This window comes from Endozoicomonas sp. Z74 (genome assembly GCF_057680865.1).
In genome coordinates this window covers 1-20,841 of the sequence record NZ_JBLYZI010000066.1, presented here as the reverse complement: position 1 = coordinate 20,841, position 20,841 = coordinate 1, and the positions used below count along the sequence as shown (strand labels likewise).

Below are 20,841 nucleotides of genomic sequence, written 5' to 3'. Positions count from 1 at the left end.
CCCCCTCAGTTCCAGCGCGTGACTTCACCAGGCAGAGCGTATTCATCCCGCTCGTACAGTTTGAACTCCGTCAGGTAACCCGGCACCGGAACCCGATCCCGGGTAGACAGGTGCGGTGCCACGAACATATAGAGCGTTGGATTGGGCAGCGTCTGAAATCGGGACTTCAGGTGATTGGACTCACTGCGAACATACGTCGAAAGATCGGTTTCCAGTTGGGTGAGCGGCCTTCTCAACGTAGAACGGCTTTCATCCACAGCTGCAGGGTTTGTGCGTCCAGTCTGCCCTTCATAGATTTCCCGCATGGTCATATCCGGCTGCGGAATAATCTGCTCCTTGCTGGCGCATCCAGCAATGACGGCACTAATCAAGAGAGCGGCGAATGCCCGGGCTGTTCTTGTTTGCATAATGGTTTACCTTTCGGCCATTCGGGTTGTAATCAATTTCAAGCTGTTCGGTGGGGTGTATGACCACTTCCACGCCTGGCGGAACATAGATCGCATCAAAGCTCTGCTGCATTCGCTTATCCACCCAATCAAGAATCTCCCCTGCCCCACCACTGATCATGGTGTTTCTGGCGTACCGTGCAGCATCCCCGGTAACGCTACTGGTGGTACTGCCATCGGAATTCACAACATTGGTTACTTCCGCCTGAGTAAGCGCCTTGGCATAAGCATCTAGGGCCCCCAGTCCAACTTTGGAGCTGATGTATTGAGGAGCATTGGTAATCCGCTTGCCGGTTATGCAGGGCACACCATAACGGTCTGATATCCAGGCAATCGGTTGTGTACTCTGCGTCCCGGACTCAGAACCTTCAGGCAGGGTACGGATGGTTCCATCACTAAACGTGAAAGTCATAGAGTAAATGTCAGCGCTGACACAGCTGAGCGTCCAGTCGCCCTTGGAGACACCGGACATCACAATCCCTGTTACTTCCCCGGGAATACTCAGGCCATTGGTGGCCAGATTTTCAGGACCGACAATGAACTTAACGGGATAAGGATCAACGACAGTACCATCAATCGGAATGCGCCCGAGTAAAGCACTCATCGAAACCGAGCCCATCAGAGTGGCATTGGCTGGAATGGTGAAGAACGGCTCCAGCTCAGGCTCCTTGTCATCGGGCTTGAACATATCCGGCGTGTGCAGATCAACGGTACTCTGTGCTTTGGAAAATGAGTCTTTTAGGGTCTCCGGAAACACCAGCTTGAAACCATCTGCCCCCATGCTTCGGTCCGCAACCTGCTTTGCATCCATAGGATCGATCCAGACAATTTCATCATGGGGTTGTGACTCCTGGATCTGCCCACCTGAAAGACCGATTCCCCCCGGTATATCCGCCCCGGGTGATAGCGTCCCCCCATTCACAAAATAATTGTCTTCCAGCTTTTTGGCGCGATCCGTCATATCTCCCAGCCAGCCTTGAGGTTTGGGTTGAGAATCCGGTTTCTGAGGTTCGGGGATCTTGTTATTAAGCCGGTCCATGATCCGTTGCTCAATGGTTTGTTCCATGGCCTGAATGGCCGTCAGCTCACTCTTCAGGTCAGAGTTCTCACGCAGGGTTTCCTTTAACTGGCCTTCATACTCATACATTCTGGCGACAACGGTATTAAGGGTTTCCTGAATATTGTCTCCCTCTACCCCCAGAGATTTGAGCGTACTGTCGTCCACTCGTGAATCAAGATTGTTGCCAGATGCTGGGCCAGTATCAGCGGGTTCTAACTCTCGCCCCCCATCGGTCACCTTGTTGTATCCGATCACTACAACCAGAAGAACAATTCCGACACTCAGCCCCTTCAAAATAATGTTGGAGTGCATGACTTCAGCCCCCTGCCTGTGCCGTTGGCATCCATGGATACAGAGCATGTTCCAGGGGGTTGGAGGTGATCAGATAAAGCATACTGGTATCCCCGGGGACACCACTTCGCTTCAGGCTGTGATGCTGGAATGTGGCGTATTCAAACTGGGCATTGATATCGGTGTACTCCAGTGTAATGTCTCGCACGGATTGATTGGTCAGCCTCAGTGCCGTGATGTAGTAGCCTCCCCCTTGCCATGCAGCTTCCGGGACCGCCCGCACCAATCCGTAATTGCGTCCTTTGAACAGGTGTCTGACCTCTCCTTCCAGCCTCAGATTCACCTGATTAATTCCCGGAATATCAACCCACAGTCGTCTTGGTGCGTAGTACCGTTGGGCAACGTAACGTGTGAGGGTCACAGGAGTAACAGTGTTTTGTTGACTGACACTGAGTTTCTGCTGGGTTCCGCTGGCCTGTTCTATCGCCGCCGGATCATTAAAGACAACACGAACTTCTTCGGTGATGGGATCGGACGGTTCGGCCCACACATCCAGAAGCACCACATGCCCGGTACTGTGCAGTTTTACCTGCAAACGGGTTTTGGTGATGTCCTGGCTGGCCAAAAGGAAAATGGCACCACCATTGGATTGAATGCGAAGTTTGTCCATCACCCCCGAAGAGGCTCCTACAGAAACATTGTCAGGAAAATACACAATCCGCTCATCGCCCACGCTCAGGCGTACCGGGATCGGCTTCCGGTCCCACTTTGCGATTTCTACCGCATGAATCCCTGTCCAGAAAATACTGAGAAAGCAGGCAAGGATTAATTTCAAACAAACCGCAGATCGAATCATTTCTTAAGCCTCACCTTCCTTGACCAGTTTTAAACGGGATGCGTCTTCAGTAAAACCATCCAGCGCCAGCCCCCAAGGGTTACATTCAGGGTCAACGTCGTACCGGACCACCCGGATCGGATAACGAAGCAGTGTGTCTTTGATTTTTTTACCAGACAGGTGCTCAATCACCTGTAAATCCAGGTACACCACCCATGAATTTTTTGATTCAACATACACCCGCTTGGTGTCATAGCCTTTTCCGGGGATCTCATGGACGGCACGCACACGGCGACTCAGCTCGAAATTGGCTTTTTTGGCTTCGTAATTATTCAACCGGTTCTTCTGAAAACCCGGGGTCATATAACAACTCAGCCTGTGGATCTGTTGAAAATAATCCTCGCTTCCATCTTTGGGCCAGCGGTTGAGTTGTTGGAAAATATAAAGCCCGAACGTGTAAATATTGGCAGCAGGAATTTCGTTGATATTTCTGACAGAGCCTGTCCTTAAATCCGGAGGCACATGTACCGTGATATCATCAGGCGCTTTTGACCACCCATTGATCAAGCCACCAATTATAAAAAGGAGAAAGAGAATAAAAGCCCTTAAGGACAATATGTGTTGATCCCGTGATTTAACAGCATTTCTGAGTTTTGACATGACTTTTTATTTCGTTCGCCTTGTATCCCAACGCCCGGTGTAAAGACAGTAACCGGAATTTTTAATGCCTTTTCCCTGGAGCCACCGATTGAAAATGACTGTGTGCTGGCCATCTGGCAGATTCCGCTTGATGCTCTGAAGTCGGCTACCCACAACCAGCAGGGTGATAGCCGTCATCAGTATGGCCAAGCCAATGCCCAGAATTCCTACCCCGAAAAACGAGGCGAACAGAACGCAGACAGGACACCACCCCAGAAACCCAAACCCCAGTGTCTGAAACAGTTCGGTATTGGTCAGGCCACGAAACACCACCGGCTCCTGGTTCAGCCTGTCCGGTATAAACTGGAGAGTGCTTGCCTTGTCTTCCATCAGAGAATTCCAATGACCTCATTCATTAGAAACACCACCGCAACCAGCAGTACAGCTCCGATGCCACCATGCGCAGCCAGGTCTCCCCAGGTCTTGCGATCCTTTTGAATCTCCCGGTAAGTACTGATCACGTTGTTGGCCACCACCAGAAAGGCAATGGAAGCGACACCAAGGCTGGCCAGCATCACCAGGTCATAACCATAATCCTGTATCAGTTTGATGAAATTACCGTCACTTGATCCCCTGGACGGGGCGGATACCGTTGGCAACTGACCGGACGCCAACACATTCTGAACGCTCAGAAGGCCAAGTACTCCCACCCACACACGGGCTAAATTTGATTGAATTCTCACGTATTAATCCCCCAAATAGACTTAAATCAGCATGTACAAAAGGATGGAAAGCAACAGAGCTGCCCTGAGAATGACGCCTCCTGCTTCATTGCTGGATACATCGCCTTTGGCATACCCCTGATAGGTTCTTATGGCGACCCAGGTAAACCAGATCAAAACAACAGCGGCTAACGTTCCAGCAAAAAGAAAAGCGGTATCACTGGCTCCAAACTTCCCCGCAGCCCCCTCTGTGAATGCGGCCAACTGATCATCGTTCATCCTCGAAGCTCCGGTAGCTGCCCTTCAAGTTGTGATCCAGCGACCTCGGCTCCATGGGGGATTCCAGGTAGTGCGTTAACCCGTACTGAATGGTCATCAAGTCTCGTTTCAGGGACAGGTAATCAAAGCGATGGCGCCGATCAGAAGCATTGGACTGCACCTCTGCCAGATCCGCCATCGGCATCAGGTTTTTGATTTGTTCCAGCAGTCGGGTTAGCGTCTCTCGCTCCTGATAGACATCCGTGTACTGCATCGCAAAGCTGTTGGTTGAAAGACACAAGGCGGCTATAAGTAAAAGTTTATTCATGATGTTCTGGCCAGTCCGGTTAGCATGACGAATATGTACCAAAGCCAGAGAAAAAAAACATGAATAAATCGTAAATTGAATTAGGATGATTTTTTTTTGTACAAACAGCCCTTGATTTGTGTTTTTTAAAAATAACGATGCCTGTTTGTTTCATAAATATTTTTTGAATTTGCTCACTCCGACATAAACAACCAGTCCCATCGTTGCAGCAAAGGGGGTCAATATCAGGTTCGGGTGCAGGCTGATCGGAATGGACAGATAGACCAGCCATGCCAGCAGAAAAACGGGGATGGCCAGCCGTTTGGCATGGTGATAGATAAAACCGCTCTCCCGCCCCCCACCCCACCGGCGCAGGTCCCGCTGCATCAACCCCTCAGCACAGCCCACCACGCAACACAATGCAAACAGGGGCAACGACAACACCATGATACTCAACCGCACCATGAACAGCTGAATGACCATCACAGCAGAGACGATGTAGCTTTCCAGCCCCAGATAAAAACGCCCCAGGTATCCCCGGAAGCCGTCCAGCTCACTGTTGGCTCTCAGCTCCTCCAGGCCCGACATAAAACCCGAATCTTCAAACAGGATCTGACTGGCCCTGCCCGCTGTGCGATCAACAAACTCTACCGGGCTGGAGCTCAATATCGAATCCTTGAAATCCCGATTCAGGTATTCAACCTCCTGTTCCAGTAATGACTGGGAATGCCGGTACCCGTCCTCCCACCAAAAAGAAATGCCAACCCATTCAATAACAATGGATATGATCAGGGAAATAAATAAAACACCAACCACTTTACTGACAGTGGCAAGCACATGGCCAACCGGCCCCCTCGGCTCCTTGCTTTGCTGGTGTTGTTCCGAACTCAAACCGTTTCCTCCTCAGCCACTCCAGGATTGAAAGCCGAAAAATCACTCTCAGGCGAATGGCTGTCCTCGTTAGACCGGGAATGTGCAGTCACAGCGCCCCCACCAACCCACCAATTCTCCGATGTTCGATAGGCTTTTCGCATTTGTACTGCCAGGTTTTGCAAATTCGAGGGCATCGCGCTGTCTGTGACCGGCTTTGCCAGGGGAATTCGGATTTTCCAGAGATGGCCACCCTCTAACAATGCAAATGCCTGTCCTTTAGGTAGCTGAATGATATCGGCTGGCTCAATCATCGGAACACGCAGCGTGGTAATACGGTCCTGTACGCCCGATGTAAAATCGATGTCGTTAGTAACCGTTGAGGAGTCATTGCTCCCCGAAATCGTTGTCACCTGGCGAATCTCAACCTGGGGCAGCTGCTCGGTCAGGTATTCCGCCGTTTTTTTCTCTCTGACCCTCATCATGATCAGATTATTGAAGTTCCCCTGAACCTGTCCTGCTTTGGCTTCATCACCCACCCTGGCGGCAATATCAGAGAGAGTCTGAGTGTAAGCCGTAATTTGCAGGCCGGATCCTCCCCCTTTGTTCACCATGGGAATAAACTCGTCACCGATCAGATCACTGAACTCATCCCCATGCAGGCATATTTTCGGCATGGCTTCGGGATCACCATTAACCAGGCCGTGCTCAATCCCATGTTTGTAGATATGACCAGCCACCGACACAATATCTGCAAACACCGTGTTGCCCACCGCTGTTGCAACATCCGGATCTGAAAGCGCATCCAGCCCGATATAAACAATCCCCTTTTTACGAATAACCTGCATCCAGTCAAACAGCGGCCGCTCATCTTCGATGTCAAAGTAATCCGGGGCAATCAAGTCCGCCGTCTGACCCGTTGTAATTTTTTCCAGAAAGGGCAACAGACTGGCAGTAATCTTGTCGAAGTATGTCTTGTCATAGCGGACAGCACTTCGCAGTCCATTAATGATCGGGTCATAGGTGTTCATCCGCCCGATGTATATCTCCAGAGCAACCACCCGGGGCTCCCGATCCTTCAAATGATAGGGCGTGTTTTTGGGGTTCAGCTTCTCTTCGATCTGGTCAACATGAAGATGCCAGTCTCTCATTCCCTCTCGATGCAACCAGTGTTCGCAGTATTCGATATACAGCGGCTCAATATTGGTGACGTGCTTCAGCAGGAGGTTGAAGTCAGGTCGTTTCCCCAGATCCACCAGGGCCCGGGCAATAATGTTGATAAACCGCCAGCCAAACTCTTTGAATGCTGCAGAGTTGCCAGAGCTGGCTAGCTGCCCCGCTGTTCGAGTGGCCACCTCAGTAATACGATCAAAGTTGCCAATGGCGTTGTACCGGGCTGAGATTTCCGGATATCCAAGGTGAAAAACATAGAACTCATCCAGGCGCCCGGCTTTCTTCGCTTCACCATACATACGACAGAGAACATCCGCGTCACCTTTAGGATCGATGAAAATCACCACATTGTTGTCTCGATGAATGTCCTGAGTAAGAAGGATCTCGGCCAACCGGGTCTTGCCTACCCGGGTCGTTCCTAAAACCAAAGTGTGTCCAACACGCTCACCAAGAGAGAGGTGGACATTCTCCTCATCCGGCTCAACCGCATGGAGGATCGGTTTCCCCCCAACAGGAGGTAGTGGTCTCAATGGATTTAACCGGTTGTCAGAGGACAGTAACCTGGCAAAATATCGGAGTGCCCCCTCTTCCCACTCCACTTCCTTTCGCCTGGCCCAATAGTAAGCTGGTTTTTGATCGACGTATTTTTTGAAATCAGGCTGCTGTGCATCCCTGAGTCGTTGGGTGTGCGTCTGTGTCCAGCGAAAACCTTTACCAAGAAACAGTTTTTTATGAGATACCGGAATCTTGCGGCTGGTAAGTTCGTACAGAGGCAACCGACGCATATTGTTTTGGTAACGAATAATCTTGCTGCCCTGCCAAAAGCGTACAAGACTCAGCCCCCCAAACAGACACCCTGCCATATACCCAACACTGGGCGTCATCATGATCGTGGAAGGAGCAATAACAGAAATGGCAGCAGCGCCAAGGCTGACAGTGCCGCTGAATAACTCAACCGGCGGCCTCAACAAGGCTTCAATGGGGTATTTACTCACTGGTGGATGCCCTCTGAAGTAATCAGTACCGGGTAGTTCCTCAACCCCCACATCCGGGCTATATCTCCCCCCTGAACGGGGCTCATGCGAAGCCCGGAGAGTGCTTCCAGTCGCTCAAGCTCTGCCGCCGTTCTGATATTCACCGCAATACCCACTGCCCCCATTTTTTTTAAAACTTCCTGATTGGCCTGTAGCCATCGGTAGCTGTCCCGATCAGCCCCCACAATCACCAGTGGGTAAACCATGCCCTGTATTGATTTGGCAATAAACTTTGCAGGCAACGGCCCGGGACTTAATTCAGGCGTTTGCACCGGCAGCATGGCATGACGGGGATCATCGTACTGGATCGGGCGGATATTGGACTGAACATTACCTTTGGCATCCGCCGACTGAACCACCTCAAGGTAAGGCTGGATGCTGACACCTCCGCCGTCATAAACCACCGTCATGGTTCTGACAGCAGCTTCTGCAGGGCTGACCAAGAGGAAGAGTAGCAGTACGGTCATTACCAAAATCACTGGCAGGGTCGTTCGTGAAGTTAATACAGGCACAGTCAAAGGTTTTTCCATTGCTTATAAACTCTTTCGGTGTATGCCAGTGCCCGTTGCCGGTTACCAGGAGAGTGATAACACCCGACGGCCTTCACCCAGTCGCCCCGTCTCTGTTTACACTCAACCAGTATTCTTGCAGCGGTTCGAATATTGATTTGCGGGTCCAGTGCCGACCAGGAATCCTGAAATCGGTGCTTGTGCCAATGCCAATTGATCTGGGTAGCACCGATATCAATATTGCTACGTCCAGCCGCTTTTAGTTGCTTTAGATTGTGCCAGGCCGCTCTTCTTGTCCTGAAAAAACGGGGTTCACCATTCACATTCAAGGTCCAGGGCCAGGGCATGTACTCCCCTGTTGCCAGGGTGGTGCCTGATTCCGTCAAAGCAATGGCATAGAGCAGATAGGGTGGAATACCATGGAAGTACTCAACCTCCCGGTACAACGAGGGTTCTGCAAAGGCGGACCGGCAGATGACAAGAGTAAATACCAGGACACTAAAGGGTAACTTCTTCAGCATTTCCATTGGCATCCATACTGAACAGCTTGGGCTCATCACCATAGGCACCGAGACTAATCATGTCGGAATAGCGTGCCCGGTTCAGTGTCACAAGCCGTTGCTGGACCTTTTCGGGTGGTATCTTGTGCTTTGCAGCCCAGGATCGGATTTCCTGATCACTGGCATTTCGAACGTAAATATCGAGCCTGCCAGCGCCTCCAAGACTTTTCATCAACCTTGGCAATAGTTCATCGCAGCTATCGCAACTCAGATCAGTAAACAGTGCCCATTTGTTTTGTTCAATGGCAGCGCGTCGTGCCTGGTGATCATCAATGAACGACTGGTTATTAATGGCTGGAAGCTCAGGGTAAAGGCGCTTTGCAGCAGCTACCCGGGCACGCTCAAATGCCAGTTCCTTGCTGGTTCTTTCGTATTCCAGTTGCACCCATAGTTCAGCGTACCGGATGCGCTCTTCTTCTGTCTCTGCATGAACACCTAATGCCGTAACTGGATCCAAACCCGGTGACCAGATACCACGGCGCCCAGTCATGATCTCCTCGTAACGTACCCACTCTTTTTCGCTCAGTTTCCAGTGATCGGCTTGTGTTTTCTCTTCTGCAGAAAGCCGATTATTGGTCTGGCCTGTAGAAGATCCAATGTATTGAGTTTGCTCTGCACTGGAACTTGCGGCAAATATATACGGAGAATGGAATAGAACCAGTGCAGTCAGAACGTTAAAGACTGTTTTCAATGATGGCTTTTTCAAAGTTCACCCCTGTATCTGTTCGTACAACACAGGGTAAATCGTTCCTCAGATAAACCCTCTCATCGCCCTTCCCTGTCAGATCTCTATAGCGAATTTCCCGATCCTGGAACTGACAGTCTCGATGCTCAATCATCAACACAATGGCTGGCTGATCCGGTGTTTTATTTGTCTGACACCCCCCAAGCAGCACCGTAGAGATAAAAAGAATTGCGCTGTATTTATTCATTTTTCGTCACACTGATGTAGTCATACGGACCGTTTTCACCCCCTTGGTAAGCATTGCGGTTCTGTCGCTGAAGTTAATTTCAGTCAGCTGCCATCCATCTTTTATTTCACCATGATTCATGAAAACCGTTACACCGTCCGGGGTCTTGAATATGGCCTGAGCAGTTCCAGCCCAGCGGTCGATCGATAGCAGGCGAAAAGTCGGTTTATCATCTGAAAGCGCAGCATTATTTGGCTTAGGTTGAGGTGCAGATCTGGACGCTACAGGCTCCCTTTGAGTAACACGGGCAGTCGCATTCGAATCAATACGATTTACATCCTGTTGCAGCTTACGTACCTGGTGATCAAGCCCTCTGAATTTATCCAGAGAGGTAGTGAGCTGCTTAATCCTGGAGTCGAATTGATCAACATCATTTTTTATTGCGGCCTGGGAATCCATAAGTTTTGCAAGAAGAGATTTTAAGTCTCTACTTTCTTGTGACAGCGCATCATACAGTCTGCGGTTACTTTCAATACCATCAAACTCACCACGAATCGACAACATTTCCTGATGGAGCAGTTGCAGGCCATTGCTGTTGCTGTCCACAGCACTGGTGAGTGTTTGATAAGTTTGTTTCCCATGCTTCAGGGCAACAACAGATACAGAGATTGCAAGTACTCCTACAAGGGACATGCTCGTAAGCAGTACTGCTTTTTTCAACTTCCCTGGGCTTCTATTTGCTTTTTCCTTTTTACTCATTTTTCCCTGCTTCTTGTCCTTGACTTCTTCCTCATCTGACATGTTAAGCAGGCTGTCATTGGGTTGCGAAATAGGAGCCTCATCCAAATTTTGATCAATAACAGATTCTGTCACAAATAGACTTTTATCAACGGCATTACCCATTTTGGCCTCCGAGCATCCTTGTCATTTTTTCGTCAAGCTCAAAGCTAATCAGCCGGTGAACCGGATCCACTACAGGGATAAAGGCCTCACCCGTTAATACGTGAAGAGCGTCAATCAGTTTGATCGGTCCAAGTTTGCGATGAACCTCTGGAATGGGCAGCTTATAAAACTCAGCCAACTTGCTATCAGTAACCTGCGGATCGGCCATGGTATAGCCAGATCGCAATAATAAAAACTCGATGGATTCCCCTATATTGTTTATCTCTCTTGGAATCGTCGTATCGACCACAACCTGCAATGGGCTCTTTTGATGGGCTACACCACTAATGTTAACCAGGCTATAACGCCCCATTCTGGTTTCTTCTGTGAGTTGTGCTGATACTGCAAGAGGCATAAATGCCAGCGCAGCAGTTATGAGTATTTTTTTCACGGCCTGCTCCAGTATCTATTTTTGCCGCTCATTATTATCAGTAACAACCTCCATAGTCATGCAGAAAACCTAAATCATTTTATTTACGATTGTTTTATATTTTTTCCTTGACTTTCAGATACAAAAAAGCCCCGGTGTTCCGAGGCTGTTGTCTATTTATTGTCTACAAGTATCCGGCTTTTTTATCGTGAAAAGGAGGATAAAGTAACCAGTAAAGTTTGACCGTTAACAAATCTCACCTGGCAATGATCTGATACAGCATTCGCTGTTTGAGCCCTATGCAGATCTGGCTCTTACCATGGCGTGCATCCGCACACAAAAGGACTTCCAATTTCCGCTGGAAGTGACGTTGCGTTAATGCCAAAACTGGCTTTCCTGAATTGTTCGTTCAAAACGATTCTGGAAAACCAGCCCTGTTTTTAATCACTGTCAACGATGGCCATCTCTCAGCAGCATCCACCATGGCCGTTACTGCTTGATCAATGTGGTTATCTTCTACCGGTTACAGGGGTTTGTCAAACATACATGTTTCCAAGTCAGTCCTGTAACGCTGTAAAACAGAGATATCGTGGTGCAGTAAGCTGGTTACAGTATTGATATGAATCATTTTTTGCGAGTACATCCGCAGAATGTCTCTTGTTGGCTCAGCTATCGAAACATCAGTCATCAGGGTGTAGAGGGTAAGGTATTTCTGCTGATGACTATTTTTTGCACTGGTTCGCCACCGCAAATAACTGCCTCTGGGCGTATTTTGTATAACGATCCTTACCGGTAGGTTCTGGCAATTCTGTCGGTATTCATGAACAAACTCCTTCATTTCGACCTTTACCTGCTCAAACCGACTAACCAGGTTTGACTGCATCTCATCGATCAGCACTAAACAGTCCTGTGCCCCCTTACCCTTAAAAGGTAAATATAATAGTAAAGGGATCTCATCGCAGTTATCTATTTTTTTCATCCCAAGTTATCTAGCTCTTGAATACCAAATTATCTATTTATTGGCTTTTCTTCAGAATAAAACGGGTGTTTTTTGCTCTATCTGAATGTTTGACAACCATTTTGAGTGGTGCCACTGGCACCATTGGGTGGTGCTACCGGCACCAATCAGCGATTTTGAGTGGTGCCACTGGCACCATTTCATGGCGCGGTCAATTCGACCTGACTTTCCTCGGCCTCCAACCTATCTATATTAACCTCAAGCTCCCCCTCCAATGAATTATCACTGGTTATTTCGACCGGCGATTCTTTGCTCTTATGAAGGTTTGACTGTCTAATGATAGGTGGTGCCAGAGGAGAACGCTTTTCGCCAGTTAAAAACTCTGGCTCTAAATCACCCATTGCCTCAATTGCTCGCCTAGCTGCCGGATTATTTGAAGACATATCATCCCTTGTTACACCAGTGAACCGCCACTTGTCGGTACTATGGAGAATAGATCGAACAAGCTTCTGCGCCTGATAGAGAAACCGGTCAGATGTTTCCCTATCCATTAATGCAACATGCCGTGCCAACATTACTTGCCGTACCAACATATCAAAATCGGAAAGCAGATAGGTTGCAATAAATGCAAGTTTGGAAGCGATCCTTAACTCAATGACTTCTGGATTCTGAGACATACTACTTGTCATTGATAAGCCATCCGGAATACCTGAACTAATTAACTCTTCTACAGCCGTTCTCATTTCCTGCATTTTCGATCTTGAATTAATCAGATCATTGTGCAACTTATAGAAATAATAGTCAGCATAAGGATCATCATTTCGTGTTGACTGTTCAATTAAACGGCTGGCATCTGCAAACCTTGGGAATGAGACAATCGCAGGAAGGTCATCAGTTTTTTTTCTACCAGACCACAATCTCATTGCCAGGTTTGTATGCAATGTGAGTTTTATATCACTCTTAAGTCGTTTATCATTAATTGTGCTTTTTTTGTCATCATGGACAACACTATCACTCCCAAAGCGTGTTATTGGCTTTGCTTTGTTTAATGTGATTTCCATCGTTAGCTCCTACCCTCTTCGAGTTTATTCAATTCAATGCAGCCTGATTTAAACACTTCATTACTGTTTCCTATTTTGTTATATAATGCCCAGATATTAAAAATGGGTTCTCCTGACTGTTCAGCAGTAACAATAAATCTTTCCGCCACATTTAGCCCCCTGTTATTATGCCAACATCGAATTATTTTCTCCTGTATGTTATCTGGCGGTATTCTTATTCTTCCAGGAGAAGTCTTTATATTGTACAGTTTTCTTAATGATGAGCAGTCAGTAGTTGTTAATCCAAATAGCTGATTCATGAGAGCGTATGGGGCTTTTAGTTTCAATGCCTTTTCAATCAATTTCCTTGCCAAGCTATTTTGTACTACCATAATCACTTCCCGACAGAAGCTTTCACAATTAAAGCTTGCCTCATCTGTAATATAAGATGAGGCTTTTTCTTTCAACTCCTCAACCTCTATTGCAGACATCCTTTGGATATACTGTTGATAGTCGATGGTTATTCCTAAAGCGCATATCTCTTTTGTGTTACTGTCTTTTAATAGATCTAGTACGTAGTGGATTATATGTGTCGCTACATTGTGCTTTAGATTTATTAATCTCCTGTTTTCTTTTACCATAACTATGGACACCCCGTTCTAATCTGCTTGATTATGCTTAAAAGTTCAAAAATATTTTGCTGCTCTTCATTTTTTAATTCGGGGTGCGTTAAGTATGCACTCGGAAACATGAACAAATTTATAGGATCGACTCCAACGTTATGCTTAATTACGTTCATGAGACAACGATAGTTATTTACAGCCATGGGGTTTTCCTGTAAACATTTCGATAACCGAGGCATTTCATAAATATTGTGGTTGCTGTTTAATGCTACATCTGGTGTCGCATCAGTTATTCCACTTAATACAAACAAAAATAGCCAAAACGACGCCTCAACTGAATTTGAGTAAGGTTTTTCTGGTATATCAATACTAAAGCCATAACCTACCGACAATTTACAGACATCAGTATTATTAAATGATTCAGTGGCAATCTTATGTGCAATCCTATAAGCCTGATCTCTATAACTCTCCAGGCTACTATCGCTCTTTACTTGACCTTTATTGTTTGCTTTTGCACCTACTTCACTTTTTGAGTCTATCTTAATATTTGCAACGTTCTCTACAGACTGATTAACTGCGTCACGACCGGAAAAAAGAAGATCGGCATTCATTTTAAATAAATACTTCTGCCCTTTTTCTAGTCCATTTATGTATTTGGAGTTTACTATTGCTTTTTTTAGATCTGAGAATGACAACTCTTCTGCATCTACATCTTCGAGTGCGCCAAAAAAAATAGCATCTGAGATATGTTCGGAAACTACTTGTGCATCAAATAATTTTTTCAGCTCATTGTGTAATGTTCTGATTTTTTTTATTGCTGAGCAACCCAGGCCAGCTTTAAGTGCTGCCGGGATGTATTGCATCAGAGTATTATCTGCATACTCCATAATTGATATGGTGGTGTAATGAATATCTATACCAGTATTTTTTAACTTTGCTGATAACGTTCGATAGCTATCTCCTGGTTCCCTGATCTTGTCAATGATCTTTGATATAAACAGAGACCTTTCAATGAATGTATTTCCACCACGAGTCGCATTTTCAGAGTAGTGGTTTACGAGCATATCCAGTTCGGACATTTTGCTGACCAGTACACATTTTATACGATAAAACCTTTCCTCTTTTGTTTCAGCATACAACTCTTTCAGCACCTCTAACCTGGTGTTCCCACCTTTTGCAACAATGTAGCTGGAATTTTGGCTTGAACTTTTTGTTAATACTAGAGGGTTGATCAATCCATTGGCTCTAATTGAGTTCTTTAACTCATCTTTTGCAGGGTTTTGAGCAAGCCGAACATTTTCCTTAAAGCATACAATTTGATCAAGAGTTACCTCTATAATGTGAGTGGGTAATTTTTCATCACCTATGTATGCTTTTTGAGTTTCTTGCCTTTTCATTGTACTAAATTTGTCGTTTATGTTATTTATAGTTATCCTAAGTTATCTAGAACCATGGTATCATTGATCAAAGTCAATAAGGTTTTGTGATCAGTTTCACTTTTCTTTTCTTTTCGGGTATTCGAAAAAGGCAGCACTATCCTGACCTCGAACAAGAGCTTCTCAGACTGGGGTGAAATCTTCGGAGACCAGGTGATCGCTACTGCCATACTGGACAGGCTGTTACATCACGCCACGACCATCAACATCAAAGGCGAGAGCTACCGACTCAAGGAAAAACGCAAAGCAGGCCTTCTAAAGAACAAACCCGCCAAAGGAGACAACTGACCCAACAGAGAACTTAACCGGTGATAACCGGTCAAACGATTATTGATGAAAACCGGACATCTCAAACTGATGAAAAAGGGACATTTCAAATTGGTGGTAACACTGTTCGCTATCCATCGCCACCCAAACCCAAAAGGTCGCACAGCTGCATATTCTGTCCTCCCCTGAACACCTATGCTGGTAACCGGTAACCACCGGTTCTGGTGTCTCTTGAACACTTCTTCGTGTTTTCCTTAATAGGTGTTCAACCTGACCAGAATGTGCACCGATCATGGACAGCACCGCAAGCACACGTCCATGACTGAACATTGAGCGCCATTTCCTAATGCTTAAAAACTCTCTTTTTTGGATTTTCTATTTTCTCTGGACACAACACACGAATTTGTAAATGCTGTTCCTTGTTGATTTGGGAGGCCGCTGTGGATACAAGAAAATATAGGGATGAATGTGTAAGACAGCTGTTTCGGCTCAAGCTTCCTAAGTATGCTGAGCCGCTAAATAAATTCTTCGACCATTATAAAGGGCTCGAAATGTTTATTGAGCCAGAACGCGTACCAGAAGTGGAACTTGCAAAAATACTTAAATCCAGAGATGAACTGAATTACATTTCTCTTAGTCATATTTTGAACGATATATACATCTCAACTATTCGTGTGTGCTCAAACAACTTTCAGAATGCCTGGAATCCTTATGAATGTACATTTGATGAGTTTTTAGACAAGTACAAATACGTTCGAATATGGGATGAGGGAACCCCTTCACACTTGCTTGAAACACTACTGGTGATGTACAGTGATTGATCTATTTAGTCGAAAAAAAAAACTTCTAACCTTCCCCCTGGATGGCATTTAGCGCAATCCAATGGCCAACATCTTTCCTTACCACACAGGCAAATCTTGCTTAAAAAGGTCAAGAAAGAACTGAGTGTTACCGAACAGGTATGGAAAGACTGTTACGAGACTCTATTTCAAAACTGGGCAGATATTGTTCAGTCTCTTCCTGCGTCAGAAGCCCACCACCATTCATTTGATGGGGGGTTTTTAGATCACTCTCTTGAATGCTGTTTGAATGCTCTTAGACTGAGGAGAGGTTACGTCCTACCACCCAATGAGCCCCCTGAAAGTAATTCACTGAAAGCAGAGCGATATACATACGCAACTTGTGTATGCAGTCTGCTTCATGATTGCGGCAAACTATTTACTGATCTCGATATAGTAAGCGGAACTCCTGATGAGTATAGCCTGTGGGCACCATGGCTAGGCCCTATCAAGCCAGGAAATGCCTACGCCTTCAAGTTCCGTCTTGGGCGAAAACATAATCAGCATGAGTGGGCTGGATCGGCTCTATTATCTATAGTAGTCCCAGATATTGGCCTGAAGTGGTTGCTTGAAGATAAAACATTGCTGACATATTTGTTTGCTCAAATGAGCGGGAAAGGTTCACTGTCCGGAGCTATAGGTGAAATAGTCAGAAAAGCCGACAAGGCATCTGTGAGCAAATCCCTTGGCGCAACTTCCCTGGTGTCACCATTAGAAGAATTAGCCTCCCCTCTCGCAAACAAATCGGTAGGTCTTCATGAGCAATTAATTATGGCTATCCGATTCCTATTCCACGAGGGCCGACTCACCGTAAACAAACCAGGTGCTGCAGGCTGGATTAAAAATGGCAGTGCTTGGTTGGTGTCTAAAGCGACTGTTGAGGCTGCCACCACACATCTGTTTAGTGAGGGTATCCGTTCGGTCCCAAAAAATGTTGCCCGGGTTTTTGATATCCTAATGGAACATGATCTTGTTGAGAAAACCCCAGATGGTAAGGCTGTATGGAAGTGCAAGGTTCATGATGAAAGTCGGGACTGGTTCCAAGAACTGACAATGCTAAAGTTCAAACTTAATACTATCTGGCCAAATGAGTGCCCGCCAGATTTTAATGGTTCGGTCACCCCTATTATTTCAGTTACTCCTCACGGTCAGCGCCAAGATCGTATCAAAAATAAAAAAAGGAAAGAAGATACGGCTTGCGTTGAGATTCAGTATCCTCTTCCAATCAACAGCGATAATGGTAGTCATCAATTGGAAATGGATGATCAAACCCAGAAAATTGAATCAACAAAAAAAATAGAGAAAACCCGGATAGGGAGTGAGTTTTTAGAGTGGGTTGTATCTGGTGTAGCTGATCGATCAATCAAGATTAATGAACCAAAAGCCCATGTTCATGTTGTTGATGGGAAAGTGCTCTTGGTAAGCCCAGCTATATTTCAGCGCTATGTCAGGAACCCTACTATCCAGGTGAAGCTGTCTCTAGTTGATGGACAAGGGGTAAAAAATGATAAAAAGGTACAAAAAGAGTTTCAGAAATTATTTATTCATGAAAAAACCCTATCAGGCAAAAATCTAACCAGATGTGAAGTGAAAGGGCCGAGAAAGACATCCATAGTTACTGGCTATCTGGTTACTGACCCTGTAAGTATATTTGGTGATGGCCCTATACCCAGTGACAACCCACACCTTAAAATAGTAGTCTAATGCTTGCGATTTCACCCTGAAATAACCAGATAAAATCTCCTGAAACCCTTGTAAATAAAGGGCTTCAGAGGTTTTCTTGGTGTTGCGAAAGATGGAGCAAAACCGTGTTTATTTTAAGAGGTTTAGATCTCATTCAGCTTCTATTTCATAATGTTTCTCCAAAACATCAGAAATTGCCTCATCTATCTCTTTTCTGACGTCAGCTTCCAACCTATTAAACTCATAATGAATTTTGCTACCTTTTACCCGCTTGCGAGCATATTTGTCCTTCTCAACAAAATGCAATAAAGGGTGTGCCACAAACTCCCTGACTTTGCTTTTTTTAAACAGCTCATTGAACTCAGACTGAAAGAGAGTCATAACCAGCACTTTTTCTTCATCCTTCTTTAGCTTACTTTTTACCTTAGTAAGTTTCTTTGTTTTATTTTCAGTTACGTTCTTGATAAGAGCATTGAGAGGCATTTTCTTTTCTTTAAGCGCCTCACTGATCTTTAGTAAGGATTTATAATCCGAGTGAGTCAGCTCATTCGGATCTGAAAAAATAGTTATAATCTCTACCGGGACTCTTGCGGCTGTTAAAGCCCTATTGACTTTTGCAACAGACAAACCGTGTATTTTGGCAATTTCAGCTTGCTTGTCCCCTGCTTCCCAGAGGGGAAGTAAAGAGACTCCAAGGTCTCTGATAGTATGTTCTCTTGCTGTCTGAATTTCTTTCGAAATAGCTTTTGCGTCTTCTTGGGATATTTTACTGCCCTTTTCAGCTAACAAAAGGTCAAGACCTACTCCAGCCTGAAGGGCTGCTAGACGACGCCTAGATCCATCAAGAATTTCAATATGTTTACCATTATTGGAATATTTCCCAATGACCGGAAACCATTGATGAGTAGATATTGATTTTGTTATATCAGCTACAGACTCTACTGTCAGAGTTTCCTGATCACGACAATTGATTGATGTATTGACAGTTGTAAGAGTCTCAACCTGACCAGCATCAACATGAAACGCAGTGAAAATAATAGTTTCACCATTGGACAGTACGATCTCCCGCTCACCAAGATCTGGAGCCTGATTTTTAAATTGTCTACCAATGGCCATCACTTATTCTCCTCGTTAAGATCAGAGCGAATAAACTCTATCCGTTCAAATAGCGCCTTCGATACAGAAAAAACAGACTCTCTGGCTTTCTTTAAAGCATCTTTCGACCCGTCATAATTTGCTGGTGAAATCGTTATAACAGTATCGAATGTTTCTCCACATCTCTCCATAGCATCGAGGCGGGGTAGGGCGGCATCTAGCATATCGCCACCAAACACCTCTTTTGCTTGGCCATGTGCAACCTGCTGATCTTTTTTATTCGCCAGCTTGGTCATCATCGCAACATTTGTGTGGTAGCGAACTTCTGACCCAGTTTCCTCTATCATTTCAACAATATCTGGAAGCCTCGATAAATATCTCAGAGTTGAATGAAAATCTACCTGAGCAGGTGCAATTGGGGTGACCATCATATCGGCTGCAACTACACACTGCTTAAGAAGAGCATCCAAATGGGGGCCCGTATCTAAAAAAATGAAGTCATAGTCTTTCTCAATTTTCCTGATAAGACATTCCTTTAAAGCATCATTCGGCCGGATATTTGGTAAGTGCTCTTTACACAGAGAATCCCACATTGCAGCAGTAAAGCCATCATCTATAGATGCTGGCAGAACATCTACGCCTGGCACCTGGGTTTTGATAATGAAATCATTTTTTATTTCTTCTGCAGGTAAGTCTTGGAGAATGGCTTGAACCGCAGTGTTCTCAACTAAACCCACAGCATGTTGATGAGATAAAAACATCGTTGCCGACGCCTGGGGGTCAAGGTCAACAACCAATATTCGAAGATCTTCTTTCAAGAGCCTGGGGTGCGTCCGCATACCATGTGCAATAGAAACAGTCGATACTGTCTTGGAGATCCCGCCTTTCAAGTTCCCTATAAACACCACCCATGCTTTTTCATACTTATTCCGAAGTTTTGGCTCCTCTCGAAATGAATAAAAAGCAGCAACATCCTCGATAGTCAACTTGTATGGCCTGGTGGCTTTGTTTTCATCTCGATTCAATGTGATGCCACTTTCTTGCATAGCATTGAGTGTTAGTTGAGCGACCCTCTTGGATATCCCCAACTCGCTAGTAAGCTCCCCCTTCGAGTACGTTTTATAGTAACCACTAGCGCCTAGTTCTTTTTTTTGCCCCTCAATATGGCGTCCCATGTCTTTAAGCATCCGTTCTGACCTTCTCTTCAGTCGTCCCATCTGGCTTCGAGCATCTGGTTTCATGTTTAGCCCCACTGTTTCAAAGAAGATTGCCTAAGGTTCCGGTTTTTCCAATTCTAACCATAAAACCGGCACCCAATCCAGTAAATCGGCACTGGAATCGATTTGGATAGTTACAATGTTGATGCACTACTACAAAAAGGGTTCAGCCATGAATTAGCCGGTTTTTTATACCAGTCAGTCACATAACACTTGAGAATAGGGTAGGGCGGTTACCCCCTTTTGGTCACCTTACAAGCACTATTTGCACGATCATCTCAGCTCTTTTGTTATTTTTTGCACAGAAATTTCCCCTTCATATCGCTTTAGCTAAATATGGGCAATTGCTCTTATCTTTCAGTGTTGAATATGCTCCCAACAGTCACCTTTACCCCCCAACGGTCACCTTTACCCCCCCAACGGTCACCTTTACCCCCCAACGGTCACCTTTACCCCCCCAACGGTCACCTTTACCCCCCAACGGTCACCTTTACCCCCCAACGGTCACCTTTACCCCCCAACGGTCACCTTTACCCCCCAGCGGTCACCTTTACCCCCCAACGGTCACCTTCGCCCCCCAGCGGTCACCTTTACCCCCCAACGGTCACCTTTACCCCCCAACGGTCACCTTTACCCCCCAACGGTCACCTTTACCCCCCGGTGGTCACCCTTTACCCCCCGGTGGTCACCCTTTACCCCCCGGTGGTCACCCTTTACCCCCCGGTGGTCACCCTTTACCCCCCGGTGGTCACCCTT

The 20,841-nt window shown here is 46.1% G+C and carries 25 protein-coding genes and 2 pseudogenes; 5 read left to right on the top strand and 22 right to left on the bottom strand.

Annotated features, from left to right (window positions below):
• Positions 1 to 5 precede the first annotated feature (5 nt).
• The 20 genes from ACNRUY_RS17520 to ACNRUY_RS17425 form a co-directional block, all read right to left on the bottom strand.
• Entirely contained in the window at positions 6 to 407 is a 402-nt protein-coding gene (locus ACNRUY_RS17520) for a TIGR03751 family conjugal transfer lipoprotein (RefSeq protein ID WP_488112939.1), read from the bottom strand.
• A complete protein-coding gene (locus tag ACNRUY_RS17515; protein ID WP_488112938.1) occupies positions 364 to 1,818 on the bottom strand; it encodes a TIGR03752 family integrating conjugative element protein in 1,455 nt (484 codons plus the stop codon). Before ACNRUY_RS17515 ends, ACNRUY_RS17520 begins: the two co-directional genes overlap by 44 nt.
• A 4-nt stretch (positions 1,819 to 1,822) precedes the next feature.
• Complete coding sequence (locus ACNRUY_RS17510) at positions 1,823 to 2,632, bottom strand: TIGR03749 family integrating conjugative element protein (RefSeq protein ID WP_488112937.1); 810 nt, start codon at positions 2,630 to 2,632, stop codon at positions 1,823 to 1,825.
• 24 nt (positions 2,633 to 2,656) lie between these two features.
• A complete protein-coding gene (locus ACNRUY_RS17505) occupies positions 2,657 to 3,292 on the bottom strand; it encodes a PFL_4703 family integrating conjugative element protein (RefSeq protein ID WP_488112936.1) in 636 nt (211 codons plus the stop codon).
• A gap of 6 nt (positions 3,293 to 3,298) precedes the next feature.
• Positions 3,299 to 3,661, bottom strand: a complete 363-nt coding sequence (locus ACNRUY_RS17500; RefSeq protein ID WP_488112935.1) for a TIGR03750 family conjugal transfer protein — start codon at positions 3,659 to 3,661, stop codon at positions 3,299 to 3,301.
• Entirely contained in the window at positions 3,661 to 4,014 is a 354-nt protein-coding gene (locus ACNRUY_RS17495) for a TIGR03745 family integrating conjugative element membrane protein (protein WP_488112934.1), read from the bottom strand. Before ACNRUY_RS17495 ends, ACNRUY_RS17500 begins: the two co-directional genes overlap by 1 nt.
• Positions 4,015 to 4,035: 21 nt before the next feature.
• Entirely contained in the window at positions 4,036 to 4,272 is a 237-nt protein-coding gene (locus tag ACNRUY_RS17490; protein ID WP_488112933.1) for a TIGR03758 family integrating conjugative element protein, read from the bottom strand.
• Positions 4,262 to 4,579 carry an integrative conjugative element protein, RAQPRD family gene (locus tag ACNRUY_RS17485; protein WP_488112932.1) on the bottom strand — a complete coding sequence of 106 codons (318 nt, stop codon included), beginning with the start codon at positions 4,577 to 4,579 and terminating at the stop codon, positions 4,262 to 4,264. Before ACNRUY_RS17485 ends, ACNRUY_RS17490 begins: the two co-directional genes overlap by 11 nt.
• A 150-nt stretch (positions 4,580 to 4,729) precedes the next feature.
• Positions 4,730 to 5,449 carry a TIGR03747 family integrating conjugative element membrane protein gene (locus ACNRUY_RS17480; RefSeq protein WP_488112931.1) on the bottom strand — a complete coding sequence of 240 codons (720 nt, stop codon included), beginning with the start codon at positions 5,447 to 5,449 and terminating at the stop codon, positions 4,730 to 4,732.
• Entirely contained in the window at positions 5,446 to 7,596 is a 2,151-nt protein-coding gene (gene traD, locus ACNRUY_RS17475; protein WP_488112930.1) for a type IV conjugative transfer system coupling protein TraD, read from the bottom strand. The genes ACNRUY_RS17480 and traD overlap by 4 nt, the downstream gene beginning before the upstream one ends.
• Complete coding sequence (locus ACNRUY_RS17470) at positions 7,593 to 8,102, bottom strand: PFL_4695 family integrating conjugative element protein (protein ID WP_488112929.1); 510 nt, start codon at positions 8,100 to 8,102, stop codon at positions 7,593 to 7,595. Before ACNRUY_RS17470 ends, traD begins: the two co-directional genes overlap by 4 nt.
• A gap of 47 nt (positions 8,103 to 8,149) precedes the next feature.
• Positions 8,150 to 8,665, bottom strand: coding sequence for a lytic transglycosylase domain-containing protein (locus ACNRUY_RS17465; RefSeq protein WP_488112928.1), 516 nt, complete (start codon positions 8,663 to 8,665; stop codon positions 8,150 to 8,152).
• Complete coding sequence (locus ACNRUY_RS17460; protein ID WP_488112927.1) at positions 8,643 to 9,410, bottom strand: TIGR03759 family integrating conjugative element protein; 768 nt, start codon at positions 9,408 to 9,410, stop codon at positions 8,643 to 8,645. The genes ACNRUY_RS17465 and ACNRUY_RS17460 overlap by 23 nt, the downstream gene beginning before the upstream one ends.
• A complete protein-coding gene (locus ACNRUY_RS17455) occupies positions 9,379 to 9,636 on the bottom strand; it encodes a hypothetical protein (RefSeq protein WP_488112926.1) in 258 nt (85 codons plus the stop codon). Before ACNRUY_RS17455 ends, ACNRUY_RS17460 begins: the two co-directional genes overlap by 32 nt.
• A gap of 6 nt (positions 9,637 to 9,642) precedes the next feature.
• Positions 9,643 to 10,518 carry a hypothetical protein gene (locus tag ACNRUY_RS17450; protein WP_488112925.1) on the bottom strand — a complete coding sequence of 292 codons (876 nt, stop codon included), beginning with the start codon at positions 10,516 to 10,518 and terminating at the stop codon, positions 9,643 to 9,645.
• Positions 10,511 to 10,948: a PFGI-1 class ICE element type IV pilus protein PilL2 gene (pilL2, locus tag ACNRUY_RS17445; protein ID WP_488112924.1), complete on the bottom strand. Its 438-nt coding sequence runs from the start codon at positions 10,946 to 10,948 to the stop codon at positions 10,511 to 10,513. The genes ACNRUY_RS17450 and pilL2 overlap by 8 nt, the downstream gene beginning before the upstream one ends.
• Positions 10,949 to 11,450: 502 nt before the next feature.
• Positions 11,451 to 11,906, bottom strand: a complete 456-nt coding sequence (locus ACNRUY_RS17440) for a hypothetical protein (RefSeq protein WP_488112923.1) — start codon at positions 11,904 to 11,906, stop codon at positions 11,451 to 11,453.
• Between the two features lie 179 nt (positions 11,907 to 12,085).
• A complete protein-coding gene (locus ACNRUY_RS17435; RefSeq protein WP_488112922.1) occupies positions 12,086 to 12,946 on the bottom strand; it encodes a PFL_4669 family integrating conjugative element protein in 861 nt (286 codons plus the stop codon).
• Positions 12,947 to 12,948: 2 nt separating this feature from the next.
• Positions 12,949 to 13,566 (bottom strand): STY4526/YPO1902 family pathogenicity island replication protein, encoded by a 618-nt coding sequence (locus ACNRUY_RS17430; RefSeq protein ID WP_488112921.1) that lies wholly within the window; start codon positions 13,564 to 13,566, stop codon positions 12,949 to 12,951.
• A gap of 2 nt (positions 13,567 to 13,568) precedes the next feature.
• Positions 13,569 to 14,945, bottom strand: a complete 1,377-nt coding sequence (locus tag ACNRUY_RS17425) for a ParB family protein (protein ID WP_488112920.1) — start codon at positions 14,943 to 14,945, stop codon at positions 13,569 to 13,571.
• Between the two features lie 96 nt (positions 14,946 to 15,041).
• Here ACNRUY_RS17425 and ACNRUY_RS17420 point away from each other — a divergent pair.
• The 4 genes and pseudogenes from ACNRUY_RS17420 to ACNRUY_RS17405 all read left to right on the top strand — a co-directional run.
• A pseudogene (locus tag ACNRUY_RS17420) lies at positions 15,042 to 15,272 on the top strand (ATP-binding protein); the annotation flags it as partial.
• Positions 15,273 to 15,691: 419 nt separating this feature from the next.
• Positions 15,692 to 16,072 (top strand): hypothetical protein, encoded by a 381-nt coding sequence (locus ACNRUY_RS17415; RefSeq protein WP_488112919.1) that lies wholly within the window; start codon positions 15,692 to 15,694, stop codon positions 16,070 to 16,072.
• 51 nt (positions 16,073 to 16,123) lie between these two features.
• A pseudogene (mobH, locus tag ACNRUY_RS17410) lies at positions 16,124 to 17,143 on the top strand (MobH family relaxase); the annotation flags it as partial.
• Positions 17,144 to 17,794, top strand: coding sequence for a conjugal transfer nickase/helicase domain-containing protein (locus ACNRUY_RS17405; protein ID WP_488112950.1), 651 nt, complete (start codon positions 17,144 to 17,146; stop codon positions 17,792 to 17,794).
• 129 nt (positions 17,795 to 17,923) lie between these two features.
• Here the strand turns inward: ACNRUY_RS17405 and ACNRUY_RS17400 are convergent, their stop codons facing one another.
• Together ACNRUY_RS17400 and ACNRUY_RS17395 are read right to left on the bottom strand one after the other, a co-directional pair.
• Positions 17,924 to 18,889 (bottom strand): ParB family protein, encoded by a 966-nt coding sequence (locus ACNRUY_RS17400; protein WP_488112918.1) that lies wholly within the window; start codon positions 18,887 to 18,889, stop codon positions 17,924 to 17,926.
• On the bottom strand, positions 18,889 to 20,109 hold the full coding sequence (locus tag ACNRUY_RS17395; RefSeq protein ID WP_488112917.1) for an AAA family ATPase: 1,221 nt from the start codon (positions 20,107 to 20,109) through the stop codon (positions 18,889 to 18,891). Before ACNRUY_RS17395 ends, ACNRUY_RS17400 begins: the two co-directional genes overlap by 1 nt.
• A gap of 345 nt (positions 20,110 to 20,454) precedes the next feature.
• Between ACNRUY_RS17395 and ACNRUY_RS17390 the strand changes: the two genes are divergently transcribed.
• Positions 20,455 to 20,841 (top strand): hypothetical protein (locus ACNRUY_RS17390; RefSeq protein WP_488112916.1); only part of this gene is annotated, 387 nt, incomplete at its 3' end.

Excerpts from the sequence above, each read along its gene's own strand:
- ACNRUY_RS17520 (WP_488112939.1), bottom strand. The coding sequence starts at position 407 with ATGCAAACAAGAACAGCCCGGGCATTCGCCGCTCTCTTGATTAGTGCC.
- ACNRUY_RS17515 (WP_488112938.1), bottom strand. The coding sequence starts at position 1,818 with ATGCACTCCAACATTATTTTGAAGGGGCTGAGTGTCGGAATTGTTCTT.
- ACNRUY_RS17505 (WP_488112936.1), bottom strand. The coding sequence starts at position 3,292 with ATGTCAAAACTCAGAAATGCTGTTAAATCACGGGATCAACACATATTG.
- ACNRUY_RS17500 (WP_488112935.1), bottom strand. The coding sequence starts at position 3,661 with ATGGAAGACAAGGCAAGCACTCTCCAGTTTATACCGGACAGGCTGAAC.
- ACNRUY_RS17490 (WP_488112933.1), bottom strand. The coding sequence starts at position 4,272 with ATGAACGATGATCAGTTGGCCGCATTCACAGAGGGGGCTGCGGGGAAG.
- ACNRUY_RS17485 (WP_488112932.1), bottom strand. The coding sequence starts at position 4,579 with ATGAATAAACTTTTACTTATAGCCGCCTTGTGTCTTTCAACCAACAGC.
- ACNRUY_RS17470 (WP_488112929.1), bottom strand. The coding sequence starts at position 8,102 with ATGACCGTACTGCTACTCTTCCTCTTGGTCAGCCCTGCAGAAGCTGCT.
- ACNRUY_RS17465 (WP_488112928.1), bottom strand. The coding sequence starts at position 8,665 with ATGCTGAAGAAGTTACCCTTTAGTGTCCTGGTATTTACTCTTGTCATC.
- ACNRUY_RS17455 (WP_488112926.1), bottom strand. The coding sequence starts at position 9,636 with ATGAATAAATACAGCGCAATTCTTTTTATCTCTACGGTGCTGCTTGGG.
- ACNRUY_RS17450 (WP_488112925.1), bottom strand. The coding sequence starts at position 10,518 with ATGGGTAATGCCGTTGATAAAAGTCTATTTGTGACAGAATCTGTTATT.
- ACNRUY_RS17440 (WP_488112923.1), bottom strand. The coding sequence starts at position 11,906 with ATGAAAAAAATAGATAACTGCGATGAGATCCCTTTACTATTATATTTA.
- ACNRUY_RS17435 (WP_488112922.1), bottom strand. The coding sequence starts at position 12,946 with ATGGAAATCACATTAAACAAAGCAAAGCCAATAACACGCTTTGGGAGT.
- ACNRUY_RS17430 (WP_488112921.1), bottom strand. The coding sequence starts at position 13,566 with ATGGTAAAAGAAAACAGGAGATTAATAAATCTAAAGCACAATGTAGCG.
- ACNRUY_RS17425 (WP_488112920.1), bottom strand. The coding sequence starts at position 14,945 with ATGAAAAGGCAAGAAACTCAAAAAGCATACATAGGTGATGAAAAATTA.
- ACNRUY_RS17405 (WP_488112950.1), top strand. The coding sequence starts at position 17,144 with ATGCTAAAGTTCAAACTTAATACTATCTGGCCAAATGAGTGCCCGCCA.
- ACNRUY_RS17400 (WP_488112918.1), bottom strand. The coding sequence starts at position 18,889 with ATGGCCATTGGTAGACAATTTAAAAATCAGGCTCCAGATCTTGGTGAG.
- ACNRUY_RS17395 (WP_488112917.1), bottom strand. The coding sequence starts at position 20,109 with ATGAAACCAGATGCTCGAAGCCAGATGGGACGACTGAAGAGAAGGTCA.